Annotated in this window: 10 protein-coding genes; 7 read left to right on the top strand and 3 right to left on the bottom strand. The window is 65.1% G+C overall.

Annotation, left to right across the window (positions count from 1 at the left end):
• The first annotated feature begins 11 nt into the window (after positions 1 to 11).
• The 7 genes from USDA257_RS02925 to USDA257_RS02895 all read left to right on the top strand — a co-directional run bounded on the left by USDA257_RS02925 (position 12) and on the right by USDA257_RS02895 (position 7,390).
• Entirely contained in the window at positions 12 to 980 is a 969-nt protein-coding gene (locus tag USDA257_RS02925) for a zinc-dependent alcohol dehydrogenase family protein (RefSeq protein WP_014761384.1), read from the top strand.
• A gap of 63 nt (positions 981 to 1,043) precedes the next feature.
• A complete protein-coding gene (locus tag USDA257_RS02920) occupies positions 1,044 to 1,973 on the top strand; it encodes a histone deacetylase family protein (protein WP_014761383.1) in 930 nt (309 codons plus the stop codon).
• Positions 1,974 to 1,976: 3 nt separating this feature from the next.
• Positions 1,977 to 2,234, top strand: a complete 258-nt coding sequence (locus tag USDA257_RS02915) for an exodeoxyribonuclease VII small subunit (RefSeq protein ID WP_014761382.1) — start codon at positions 1,977 to 1,979, stop codon at positions 2,232 to 2,234.
• A gap of 96 nt (positions 2,235 to 2,330) precedes the next feature.
• Positions 2,331 to 3,254, top strand: a complete 924-nt coding sequence (locus tag USDA257_RS02910) for a pirin family protein (RefSeq protein WP_014761381.1) — start codon at positions 2,331 to 2,333, stop codon at positions 3,252 to 3,254.
• A gap of 163 nt (positions 3,255 to 3,417) precedes the next feature.
• Positions 3,418 to 5,331 carry a 1-deoxy-D-xylulose-5-phosphate synthase gene (gene dxs, locus USDA257_RS02905; RefSeq protein WP_041413874.1) on the top strand — a complete coding sequence of 638 codons (1,914 nt, stop codon included), beginning with the start codon at positions 3,418 to 3,420 and terminating at the stop codon, positions 5,329 to 5,331.
• Between the two features lie 59 nt (positions 5,332 to 5,390).
• The gene (locus tag USDA257_RS02900) at positions 5,391 to 6,146 is read left to right on the top strand and encodes a TlyA family RNA methyltransferase (protein ID WP_014761379.1); all 756 of its coding nucleotides are present in this window, start codon (positions 5,391 to 5,393) and stop codon (positions 6,144 to 6,146) included.
• Positions 6,143 to 7,390 carry a class I SAM-dependent RNA methyltransferase gene (locus USDA257_RS02895; RefSeq protein ID WP_014761378.1) on the top strand — a complete coding sequence of 416 codons (1,248 nt, stop codon included), beginning with the start codon at positions 6,143 to 6,145 and terminating at the stop codon, positions 7,388 to 7,390. The genes USDA257_RS02900 and USDA257_RS02895 overlap by 4 nt, the downstream gene beginning before the upstream one ends.
• Before the next feature lie 46 nt (positions 7,391 to 7,436).
• Here the strand turns inward: USDA257_RS02895 and mcpU are convergent, their stop codons facing one another.
• The 3 genes from mcpU to USDA257_RS02880 form a co-directional block, all read right to left on the bottom strand.
• A complete protein-coding gene (gene mcpU / locus USDA257_RS02890) occupies positions 7,437 to 9,536 on the bottom strand; it encodes a methyl-accepting chemotaxis protein McpU (protein WP_014761377.1) in 2,100 nt (699 codons plus the stop codon).
• 311 nt (positions 9,537 to 9,847) lie between these two features.
• Positions 9,848 to 10,600 carry a crotonase/enoyl-CoA hydratase family protein gene (locus tag USDA257_RS02885; RefSeq protein ID WP_014761376.1) on the bottom strand — a complete coding sequence of 251 codons (753 nt, stop codon included), beginning with the start codon at positions 10,598 to 10,600 and terminating at the stop codon, positions 9,848 to 9,850.
• Positions 10,601 to 10,767: 167 nt separating this feature from the next.
• On the bottom strand, positions 10,768 to 12,549 hold the full coding sequence (locus tag USDA257_RS02880) for an acyl-CoA dehydrogenase (protein WP_014761375.1): 1,782 nt from the start codon (positions 12,547 to 12,549) through the stop codon (positions 10,768 to 10,770).
• Positions 12,550 to 12,628 lie beyond the last annotated feature (79 nt).

Below are 12,628 nucleotides of genomic sequence, written 5' to 3'. Positions count from 1 at the left end.
AGGCCTCTTACATGCGCTCCACCCTCGTTAGACAGTTTGGCGATCCCGAACAAGTCATCGAGCTTGTCGACGCCGCCCGCGTCGACCCGGCGGCCGGCGAGGTCGAGGTCGAAATCTCGCTTGCGGCGATCAACCCCTCGGATCTGATCCCCGTCACCGGCGCCTATCGCGCCCGCACCGACCTGCCCTTCGTGCCCGGCTTCGAGGGCGTCGGCGTCGTCTGCCGCGTCGGAGCGGGCGTGGAACACCTGAAACCCGGAGACCGGGTCATTCCGATCGGCGCCAGCGGGCTATGGCAGCAACTCCTCGTCCGCCCGGCCGATTGGTGTTTTTTAGTGCCGGACGACCTGAGCGACGCCGAGGCGGCGATGAGCTACGTCAATCCCCTGACGGCGCTGCGGCTCGTCGAGGCCCTGCGCATGCATTTTGGCTCTCTCGCTGGCCGTAGCGTCGGCGTGACGGCGGCAGGCTCGGCGATCGGCGGGATGCTGATGAAGCTGCTTGCTCTGGAAGGTTTGGCGCCCACGGCGATTCTCCGCAGCGAAGAAAGCCGCAGCCGCGTCAGTGAGGAATATCCGACCATCGTTGCCGACGGCAGCAATCTACCGGCAGGGACGCGGTTCGACGCCGTCCTCGATGCCGTCGGCGGGACGCTAGCGGCCGAACTGATCGTCCGATCCCTCCATCCGGGCGGGACCTTTATCCAGTACGGCGCCCTGAGCGGCATTCCTGTCCCGCAGGCGGCGATCGCCGCCCGTGCGGACGTTCGCTTCGCCTTCCTGTGGCTGAGGACCTGGGTCCACTCCGCCGGGCGCGAAGCACTCGAAGCCGCCTTTGCCAGAAGCTTCGCGGGCCTCCGTGACGGGCTGTTCGCCAGCCCGGTCGCCGCAACCTACCCGTTGAGCCGGCTGGGCGAGGCCTTGGCGCACCAGGCTGATCCGCTTCGCAACGGCAAGATCCTGCTCGATCCGCGCTGTTGAAAATCGGTACTTTTGCGGTGGCGGCCATGGATTTTGACAGTCGCGCGCACTAGCTTTCCGCGGATGACCACGCATCTCTATGAAAATGCGCTCTTCCAGGAGCACAAAGTTCCGGAGGGGCACCCGGAGCGCCCGGACCGGCTGAGGGCGCTGAACCTCGCGCTGGAGCATCCGAATTTCGCGCCGCTCAAGCGTGTCGAGGCATCGAGGGGCAGCGAGGAACTGGTGCTGCTCGCCCATACGGAGGAGCACCTTCGGTCGATCGCCCGGGCAGTCCCGGACGACGACATTAGCCAGATCGAAGCCGACACCTATGCGAGCCCGTCAAGCTTCGAGGCGGCGCTCACCGGGATCGGCGGCGCCGTCGCGGCCATCGACGCGGTTTTCGTCGGCGAGGCCGACAACGCCTTCGTCGCGGCGCGCCCGCCGGGCCACCACGCCGAGAAGAACAAGGCGATGGGCTTCTGCTTCTTCAACACGATTGCGATCGCCGCGCGCTATGCGCAGAAGGCCCACGGCGTCGAACGAGTCGCCATCGTCGACTGGGACGTACACCACGGCAACGGCACGCAGGACATCTTCTGGAACGACCCGTCGGTGCTCTTCTGCTCCACCCACCAGATGCCGCTCTATCCGGGCACCGGCGCCAAGGAAGAGACGGGTGTCAAGCACAATATCGTCAATGCGCCGCTCTCCCCCAACAGCGGCAGCGAACATTTCCGCGACGCTTTCAGGACCCGCGTGCTATCCGCTCTCGACAATTTCCGCCCAGACCTGGTGCTCATCTCCGCCGGTTTCGACGCGCATTACCGCGATCCCCTGGCCCAGATCAACCTCGTGGCGGAGGACTTCGACTGGGCGACCGGACGACTGATGGAGGCCGCCGGCAAGAGCGCCGGCAACCGAGTGGTCAGCATGCTCGAGGGCGGCTATGACCTGCAGGGTCTCGCCGAATCGGCGGCCATGCACATAATGAGACTGATGAGAGGGTAATCGATGAACAACAACAATGCGCAGCCGGACGTCTCTGCCCTCTCCTTCGAGCAGGCGGTCGAGGAGCTGGAACGGATCGTCTCGGCCCTCGAACGCGGCGATGTCGCGCTCGACAAGTCGATCGAAATCTATGAGCGCGGCGAAGCCCTCAAGAAGCATTGCGAGACGCTGCTGAAGGCTGCAGAGGACCGCATCGAGAAAATCCGCCTCGACCGCAACGGCAAGCCCCAAGGCGTCGAGCCGCTCGACGCGGAACAGTGAACGTCGCGGAAACGCAGCGTCTTCAAGTCAGCTCTACCAGGAGGATGGGATCGGGGATAGCCTCACGCGGAAACGCCCACAAACGGAGCGATTGCCATGTCCTTCTTTCCCGGTCCCGATCCGCTCGCCGGCGACAAGCCGGCCTGTGACGCCATCGAGCATCTGATCATCCCGCGCACCAGCGATATCGGCGGCCTCGAGGTGCGCCGGGCACTTCCGACGGCGCGGCGCCGGCTCGTCGGCCCGTTCATCTTCTTCGACCGCATGGGACCGGCGCTGCTGCGCGCCGGACAGGCGATCGACGTCCGCCCGCATCCGCATATCGGCCTATCGACGGTCACCTATCTCTTCGACGGCGAGATCAAGCATCGCGACAGTCTCGGTACCGAAATGGTGATCCGTCCCGGCGACGTGAACCTGATGACGGCGGGCCGCGGCATCGTGCATTCCGAGCGCTCGCCGGAAAACCAGCGCGGCCAGGAACGCTCGCTGTCCGGATTGCAGACCTGGCTGGCCTTGCCCGACGACAAGGAAGAGGTCGATCCGGTCTTCGCACACACCGAGGAGCGCATGCTGCCGCATCTTGCCGAGGGCGGCGTCCGCGCGCGAGTCGTCATCGGCCGCTTCGAAGGCGCCGCCTCGCCCGTCTCTGCTTTCACCGATACGATCTATGTGGACCTGTCGATCGAGGCCGGCCGCAGCGCTCCCTTTGCCGCCCATTGGGAAGAACGCGCCATCTATATTCTCTCGGGCGAAGCGGTCATCGCGGGCGACCATTTCGCCGACAACCAGCTTCTCGTCTTTCGGCCCGGGGACGAGATCACCATCACTGCGGGGCCATCCGGCTGTCACGTCATGCTCTTCGGCGGCGCGGCACTCGGCTCGCCGCGTCATATCTGGTGGAACTTCGTGTCATCATCCAAGGAGCGCATCGACAAGGCGAAGGAAGAATGGCGAAGCGGCCGCTTCGATATCGTGCCGGGGGACGAGGAAGAGTTCATCCCCTTGCCTTCTAGCTAATTTTTCGTCTGGGTCTTGGTTGAAGACGCAGGAAAGCCTAATTTTTGCATTCAACGAGGATTGCGTCTAAACAGCCATCCTTACGGAACTCATCAACAATTCGCGCGCCCCCGCCTTTGGCGCGCACGAGGCACGCAGCGTGACACAACTGCCAACCAATCCGATGCCGGCGACCCCGTTGCTCGACAAGGTCGATGTCCCCGATGATCTGAAGAAGATCGACGACAAGGACCTGCCGCAGCTGGCGAGCGAATTGCGCGCGGAAATGATCGATGCGGTGTCGCGCACCGGCGGCCATCTCGGCGCCGGCCTGGGCGTCGTCGAACTGACGATCGCCATCCACAAGGTCTTCGACACGCCGCATGACCGGCTGATCTTCGATGTCGGTCATCAATGCTATCCGCACAAGATCCTGACCGGGCGACGCGACCGCATCCGCACCCTGCGTCAGGAGGGCGGCCTGTCCGGCTTCACGCGGCGCGCCGAGAGCGAGTACGATCCCTTTGGCGCGGCGCATTCCTCGACCTCGATATCCGCCGGCCTCGGCATGGCGGTCGCCGCCGATCTCGACGGCAAGAGCCGCAACGTCGTTGCGGTGATCGGCGACGGTGCGCTGTCGGCCGGCATGGCCTATGAAGCGCTCAACAATGCCGGGGCTCTCGACGCCCGCCTCATCGTCATCCTCAACGACAACGACATGTCGATCGCCCCGCCGACGGGCGCGATGAGCGCCTATCTGGCGCGGCTGGCGTCCGGGCGGACCTATATGGGCATTCGCGAGGTCGGCAAGAAGCTCACCGCCTATCTCGGCAAGACGGTCGACCGGGCGATCACCCGCGCCGTCGAGCATGCCCGCGGCTACGTCACCGGCGGAACGCTCTTCGAGGAAATGGGCTTCTACCACATCGGCCCCATCGACGGTCACTCCTTCGACCATCTGCTGCCGGTTCTGCGCAACGTCCGCGACAATAGGCGCGGACCGGTGCTGATCCATGTGGTGACGCAGAAGGGCAAGGGCTATCCGCCGGCAGAAGCGGCCGCCGACAAATACCACGGCGTCAACAAGTTCGACGTGATCACTGGTGCCCAGGCGAAGGCAAAGCCGAACGCGCCGGCCTATACGTCCGTGTTTGCCGATGCGCTCGTGCAGGAGGCAAGCCTCGACGACAAGATTGTCGCGATCACCGCCGCCATGCCGTCCGGTACCGGTCTCGACAGGTTTGCAGCCGTGCATCCGTCGCGCTGCTTCGACGTCGGTATCGCCGAGCAGCATGCCGTGACCTTCGCCGCCGGCCTTGCGGCGGAAGGATACAAGCCCTTCGCGGCACTTTACTCGACCTTCCTGCAGCGTGCCTATGACCAGGTCGTGCACGACGTGGCGATCCAGGGCCTGCCGGTGCGTTTCCCGATCGACCGCGCCGGCTTCGTCGGTGCCGACGGGCCGACCCATGCCGGCTCCTTCGATACGACCTATCTCGCCTCGCTGCCGGGCTTCGTGGTGATGGCGGCGGCCGACGAGGCGGAATTGAAGCACATGGTGCGCACCGCCGCGGCCTATGATGACGGACCGATCTCCTTCCGCTACCCGCGCGGCGAGGGCGTCGGGGTCGAACTCCCGGAGCGCGGCGAAATCCTGCAGATCGGCAAGGGACGGATCATCAAGGAAGGCACGAAGGTGGCGCTGCTTTCGTTCGGGACGCGGCTCGCCGACTGTCTGCTGGCGGCCGAGGACCTGGATGCCGCCGGCCTTTCGACGACGGTTGCCGATGCACGTTTCGCCAAACCGCTCGACCAGGAACTGATCCGCCAGCTTGCCCGTCATCACGAGGTGCTGATTACCATTGAGGAAGGCGCCATCGGCGGCTTCGCCAGCCACGTGCTGCACTTCCTTGCGGAAGAAGGCCTGCTCGATGGCGGGCTCAAGGTGCGGCCGATGGTCTTGCCGGACATCTGGATGGAACAGGCCAAGCCGGAATCCATGTACGCCAGCGCTGGCCTCGATCGGGCCGGCATCGTCTCGACCGTCTTCAAGGCCCTCGGCCAGAAGCAGTCCGTCGGCCTCGGCGCGGCAGGCTAGATAGAACAGATCTTACCGAACTCCCTTGCAATGTGTCGCCCGACGGGCGATGACGGCCCATGTCCGATAGCAAGCACAGCATGATCCGCCTCGACCAGCTGGTCCTGAACAAAGGCCTGGTGGCGAGCCGCGCCCGGGCGCGCGACGCGATCCAACGGGGAACCGTCCGGGTCGACGGGAACACGGTGACCAAGCCGGCCGCCACGTTTGCCGAAACCGCCGAGATTTCCATCGACGACCCGGCGCAGGCCTATGTCTCCCGCGCGGCGCTGAAGCTCGTTGCCGCGCTTGACCATTTCGGCTTCGATCCGACCGGTCAGACCTGCCTTGACGTCGGCGCCTCGACGGGCGGCTTTACCGAGGTGCTGTTGAAGCACGGCGCCGCCCATGTCGTTGCCGTCGATGTCGGCCACGGGCAGATGCATCCGCGCGTCGCGGAAGACCCGCGCGTCACCAATATCGAAGGACTGAACGCCCGGGCGATGACGGCACACGACATCGGCAACCGGCCGATCAGCTTCGTCGTCTCCGACGTTTCGTTCATCTCGCTGAAGCTCGCACTGCCGCCGGCGCTATCGCTCGCCGAGCCTGGCGCCCATTGCATCCTGCTCGTCAAGCCGCAGTTCGAGGCCGGACGCGAGGCGATCAGCAAGGCCGGGCTCCTCAAGGATCCCGAGAGCGCCCCGACTGTCGCGGCCGAACTCGAACGCTGGCTGGTGGAAGACATGGGCTGGCAGGGCCGCGGCCTCATCCCCTCACCCATTGCCGGCGGCGACGGCAACAAGGAGTTTCTGCTTGCAGGGCTGAAGCCATGAGCACCGGGATCGTCACCATCAACCGTCTCGGCGCGCAGGGCGACGGCATCGCCCAGACCGAGGAAGGCCCGGTCTTTGCACCGTTCACCCTGCCCGGCGAGACCGTTGCGCTTGCCGTTAACAAGACGCATGGCACGCTGATTTCGCTGAAGCAGGCCTCGCCGGAGCGCGTCGAACCGAAATGCCGTCACTTCGGTCCCGATGGCGTCAACGGCACCTGCGGCGGCTGCACCCTGCAGCATGCCTCCGACGCGCTCTATCATGCCTTCAAGCGCAATCTCGTCATCGACGCCTTGAAGTCGAAGGGGCTTGCCCCGGCGGTGGCGCCGCTCGTCATAGCGCGGCCCGGCGAGCGGCGGCGCGCCGTGTTCACGGCCCGGCAGACGGAAAAGGAACTGCTGCTCGGCTTCAACCAGGCGCAAAGCCACCATATCGTCGCGATCGGCGAATGTCCCATCACGAGCCCGGGCATCGTCTCGCGGCTCGCGACAATCCGCAAAATTGCGGCAGCGATGGTGTCGAGCGCCGAACCGTTCCGGATCACCGTGCTCGAGACCGACACGGGACTCGACCTCGCCTTCGAAGACATCAAGCTCAACGACCGGCAGCGGCGTTCGACCGTCGAGGCCGTTCTCGGCGAGCGCGGCATTGCCCGCGTCAGCCTGAACGGGGAGATCATCATCGAGCCGGTCAAGCCGCTAATCGATTTCGGCGGCGTGTCAGTCTCGCCGCCGCCCGGTGCCTTCACACAGGCGACGCGGCCGGCCGAGGAGGCGATGGCGCGACTCGTCCTCGACCACATCGGCAAGGCGAAGCGCGTGGCCGATCTTTTCGCCGGCGTCGGCACCTTTGCACTCCGGATCGCCCGATCGGCGCGCGTGCACGCCGTGGAGGGCGAGGACAAGGCGGTGAAGGCGCTCGACTTCGCGGCCCGCAATACGCAAGGCCTGAAGCCGGTAACGGTCGAGAAGCGCGACCTTTTCCGTCGGCCGATGATGGCGCAGGAGCTGAAAGTCTTCGACGCGGTTGTCTTCGATCCGCCGCGGGCCGGCGCCGAGGTCCAATGCCACGAGCTCGCCCGATCCGGCGTGAAGAAGGTTGCCGCGGTCTCCTGCAACCCGACCACACTCGCGAGGGATCTCTCGATCCTGGTTATCGCCGGCTACCGCATCACATCGGTTACGCCGATCGACCAGTTCCTCTGGTCGGCGCATGTCGAGGCGGTTGCGACGCTCGAAAAATGAGAAAGGCCCGGCGCATGACCGGGCCTCTCACTCCTGGAACAGTCCGTCAGGCCGCGTAGCGCCGCCGGCCGTGGGCGAGGCTCGTGGGCGTCTGCACATCGCCCAGTTTGAACTGCGCAAGCAGCGCATTGAGCGCGGCGGCTTCCTGCGCCAGCCCGTGACTTGCCGCCGTCTGTTCCTCGACCATGGCCGCGTTCTGCTGCGTGCCCTGGTCCATCGTGTTGACCGCCGTGTTGATCTCCTGAAGACCGGTCGACTGTTCGCGCGTCGCTGTGACTATCGCACTCACATGCTTGTTGATCTCCTGGACCTCGGCGACGATCGCCTGAAGCGCCCGGCCGGTTTCGCCGACCAGTGACACGCCGGAGCGGACTTGGTGGCCGGAGGTAGTGATCAGCGCCTTGATCTCCTTGGCGGCATTGGCCGAACGCTGGGCGAGTTCGCGCACTTCCTGGGCGACGACGGCAAAGCCCTTGCCGGCCTCGCCTGCTCGCGCCGCCTCGACGCCGGCGTTCAGCGCCAGGAGATTGGTCTGGAAGGCGATGTCGTCGATGACGCCGATAATGTTGGAGATCTCGCCCGACGACTTCTCGATGGCGTGCATGGCCTCGACCGCATTCTGCACCACTTCGCCGGATTTCTCCGCGCCGGCGCGAGTGCGGGCGACGAGACCGCCTACCTCTTCGGCACGATGGGCCGAGTCCTTTACGGTCGTGGTGATCTCTTCGAGTGCGGCTGCGGTTTCCTCGACGGAGGCGGCCTGCTGCTCGGTGCGGCGGGCAAGATCGTCGGCGGCCGAACGGATCTCGCTCGCACCGGCGTCGATAGCACGGGCATTGGCGCCGACGGCGCAGAGCGCGTCATGCAGCTTGGCGACGGAGTTGTTGAAATCGGCCCTCAGCCGATCGAGACGATCGGCGAAAGGACTGTCGATCCGGTAGGCGAGATCACCGCCGGCCAGCCGGCCGAGGCCGGCCGCCAGCGCTTCCACGGCGTGCTGCACTTCGGCAGCGTCGCGGGCCTTCTGCGCCTCGCGATCGAGGCGTTCGCGCTCGGAGAGCGACCGGTTGGCATGCGCCTCGTCCTCGAGCCGCACCCGCTCGAGCGCATTGGCACGGAAGACGGCGACGGCTGCAGCCATCGAGCCGATCTGGTCGCGGCGCTCCTCGCCGGGGATGGCAACGTCGAGATTGCCGGCGGCGAGCTTTTCCATGGCACCGGTCATTTGCGTCACCGGACGGATCACCAGCCGGCTGAGTAGGGTGGCAAGGAAGGCGATCATGACCCCGACGGCGAGAAGCGTTGCCACGGTCGCGGCGACGCGGAACTGGCCGATCGCCGAATAGGCGGCATCCGCGTCGAGGACGAAGCCGATATACCATTCTACCGAGGGAAGCCCCTGGACCGGCACGAAACTGACGAGCATCGGCTTACCACCGAGTTCGGTGTGCACGATGCTACTGCCGATCGAAGGTGTAGCGACCGGGAAGGCATCGGCCAGCGCCTTCGTCACGAGCTTCGCATCCGGATGAACAAGAATCTGCCCGTCCTTGCTCACCAGGAAGGCGAAACCTTCGCCACCGACGTCGATGTTGGTGATCATGGAGACCAGGGTTTTCAGCGAGAAGTCGCTGGCAGCCACACCATAGAGCTTGCCATCGTGCTTGACCGGCACGGCCGCGCTGATGATCAGGTCGCCGCTCGAGGCATCGATATAGGGTTCGGTGAGCACGCGGGCATCGGCCTTGACCGCCTGCTGATACCAGGGACGCTGGCGCGGGTCATAGCCCTCCGGCAGCTTCATCTCCGGCCAGGTGATGAACTTGCCGCCCTCGTTACCGACATAGGTTGACATGAACTCGCCGGTCAGGACGTCGTTCTTGAGCGCGCCGAGGATGGCAGCCTCGTCGTTTGCGCGGGCCGCAGCATCGGCGGCCATGGCGGTGAGCGTCACGCGGCCGTTCAACCAATTGGCGACACTTTGGGCTGCCTGCTTGCCGGAAGCGGAGATGTTCTCTTCGACGGCCTTTGTCGTCGTGCCGTGCTGGAGCGTGTCGATGTAGACGGAAAAGCCGGCGAAGGCGCCGACAACGACGCAGGACGCGGCAACGAGGATGCGCGTCATCAGGTTCGATGGTTTGGACAAGGGTGGGCTCCTTGGAAGCGGCCGGCAAGCCTTGCCGGACAACAGCTCGTGATGGATTCTTCCGCGCGCCGACGGACGCCGCGGCGACAGGAATTTGCGGGAGAACGATTGGACATGCCGCGAAGGCAGAGCCGGCCATGCGTCATGCGGCCGGGAGACCTCACCGAAGCGCCATGCGCTCTGCAAATGCAAAAAAGCTATGCGGCCTCGAGGAGGGACCTACTGCGGCCGCACGCTATCGAGCGGTATTTAAGAAGCGATTAATATTCATATGTGCAATTTTAGGGTGCCGGAGGCAGTCGTGAACGCCCTTACCGGCGCATGAAGGCCTCGAATGCCGCTCGCGCCTCGGCACTCTTCAGTTGCGCCGCGAAGTGCTCGGCTTCCTCGTCGATTCGCGCGAGGACTTCTTTTCGGTCGCAGCGGATCAGATCACGGGCGATGCGCAGCGCTTCTGGCGGCTTCCTGGCAAGACGCGAGGCAAGCGACAGCGTTTCCTCCTCGACCGTGTTCTCGCCAACGATTTTCCAGACCAGCCCGGCCTGAAGCGCATCGGCCGCCTCGAGCGGCTCGCCGGCGGCAAGCAGCGCGAAGGCCCGCTGATAGCCCATGAGGCGCGGTGCGATGAGGCTCGAGGCGGCTTCCGGAACGAGCGCCAGATCGACGAAGGGCGTCTTGAACACCGACCGGGCGGAGGCAACCGTCAGGTCACAGTGGAGATGGATCGTCGTGCCGATGCCGATCGCCAGGCCGTCAACCCCGGAAACCACCGGCTTCGTCGCGCTCGCCAGGGCCCGAAGGAAATCGAGGACCTCGCCTCCCATGCTCCCGCCCATGGCGAAGGCAAGAAAATCGTTCATGTCGTTGCCGGCCGAGAAGCAGCCATTTGTGCCGAGAAATGCGGTGGCGCGGATCGCCGCGTCCGACCCGGCGACCGTCAAGGCATTCGTCATCTTCGCGTACATCTCGCGCGTGATGGCGTTCTTCTTGTCCGGCCGGTTGAAGCGGATCACCTGTACGCCGGGATAGGCCTCCGGACGTTCGACAAGCACATGATCGGTCATGAGGTTCCCTTTGTGGTTAAGAAGAGGCACGCGGGCGGCAAGCCCGCGCACACCCATCCCGTGCTAAAGCGCGTCGCATTCAAACGAATTCATGCGGCGCGCTTTAGATCCTTGTTTTTATGCATGTCGTCATCCCAAAACCGCTGCACACTTTTGGGCGACATGCATTAGTCGAGAATGGCACGCGCGGCGGCGAGGCTCTCCGCCCCGCTGACGACACGATCCTTGAGCGCCGCCGTTTCGGCGAGCAGGTTCTCCGCAGCGAACCGGCAGAGGGCGATGCGCGCCTCCTCTTTCCCGTCGCCGGCCTCCGCCAGGCCGCCCCTGGCGAGATAGACACCGGTCAGCACCAGGCCGAAGAGGCGTTGATAGGCCGTCGCGCCGGCAAGGGCATCGACGGTTCGTCCTTCACCGAGCGCTGCAAGCAGCCATTCCGTCGCCTCGGAGAGTTCGGCGATCGACGCCTCCAGCCGCGCGGCAGTCTGGCCGAAGCTCTGCCTGTTCGAGGCGCCGACGGCGGCGGCGATCTCACGAAGCTCGCCAATGAAGCCGCGCACCTGGCCGCCTTTGGAGAGCGGCAGCTTGCGGGTGACGAGGTCGATCGCCTGGATGCCGTTGGTTCCTTCGTAGATCGGCGCGATGCGGGCGTCGCGCAAGTAACGGGCCGCGCCCGTTTCCTCGATGAAGCCCATGCCGCCATGCACCTGAATGCCCATGGAAGCGACATCGACACCGGCATCGGTGGCGAAGGACTTGGCGATCGGGGTCAGCAGGCTCGAGCGCTCCTGCCAATGGCGGGTCTCGTCGCCGTGGCTGGCATGCGCCATGTCGACGGCATGAGCGCAAGCATAGGCGATGGCGCGCGAGCCTTGGGTGAGCGCCTTCATCGTCAGCAGCGTGCGGGCGACATCCGGATGTTCGATAATCGGGCTCATGCCCGCACCATTCCAGCCGGGCGCCCGGCCCTGGGTGCGCTCCCTGGCATAGGCGATTGCCTTCTGGGTAGACGCCTCGGCGATCGCGACGCCCTGCATGCCGACGGCGAGGCGAGCGTTGTTCATCATCGTGAACATGCAGGCAAGCCCGCGGTTTTCCTCGCCGACCAGATAGCCGATTGCGCCTTTCTCATCGCCGAACCTGCCGTCGCCGTAGATCATCGTGCAGGTCGGCGAACCATGGATGCCGAGCTTGTGTTCAAGCGAATGGCAGAAGAGATCATTGCGGGCGCCGAGCGAGCCGTCCTCATTGACGAGGAACTTCGGCACGAGAAACAGCGAAATACCCTTCGTGCCGACAGGCGCATCCGGCAGGCGCGCCAGGACAAGGTGGACGATGTTGTCGGTGAAGTCGTGCTCGCCCCAGGTGATGAAGATCTTCTGGCCGAAGATACGATAGGTTCCGTCGGCGCGGCGCTCGGCGCGCGTCTTGAGCACGCCCAGATCTGAGCCGGCATGCGGCTCGGTCAGGTTCATCGTCCCCATCCACTCTCCGGAGACCATCTTCGACAGGAAGGTCGCCTTCAAGGCATTGGAACCATGCTTCTCCAGCGCCTCGATCGCGCCCATGGTCAGCGTCGGACCGAGCGCGAAAGCCATGGAGCCGCTGTTCCACATCTCCATGGCTGCGACGTGCAGCATGTGCGGAAGGTCCTGGCCGCCGAAGGCCTCGGGCGCCGTCAGGCCGTTCCAGCCGCCGTCAATCCAGCTACGGTAGAGATCGCGCCAGCCCTCCGGCGTCTTGACCGCTCCGTCGACAAGCCGTGACCCCTGCCGGTCGCCCACCTCGCCGAGTGGCGCCACCTCTTTGGTCGCAAAACGGCCGGCTTCAGACAGGATCGCATCGACGAGATCCTCACCGAGTTCGCCGAAGACGCCGGTGTTCACGGCATCGGCCATGCCGGCTACGTGTTTCAGGGTGAATGCGATCTCGTCGACCGGTGCCTTGTACATGGTGCTCCTCCCTTTGCAGCCGTGGTCGAGGCCGCGTCGGCATGCTTCCTGCGCTGCACACTATTTGTTTTTACGTAAA

Origin of the sequence: Sinorhizobium fredii USDA 257, assembly GCF_000265205.3 — a bacterium.
Lineage (GTDB): Bacteria > Pseudomonadota > Alphaproteobacteria > Rhizobiales > Rhizobiaceae > Sinorhizobium > Sinorhizobium fredii_B.
Note: the sequence above shows the minus strand (reverse complement) of the source record. Positions and strands in the feature narration are given on the sequence as shown.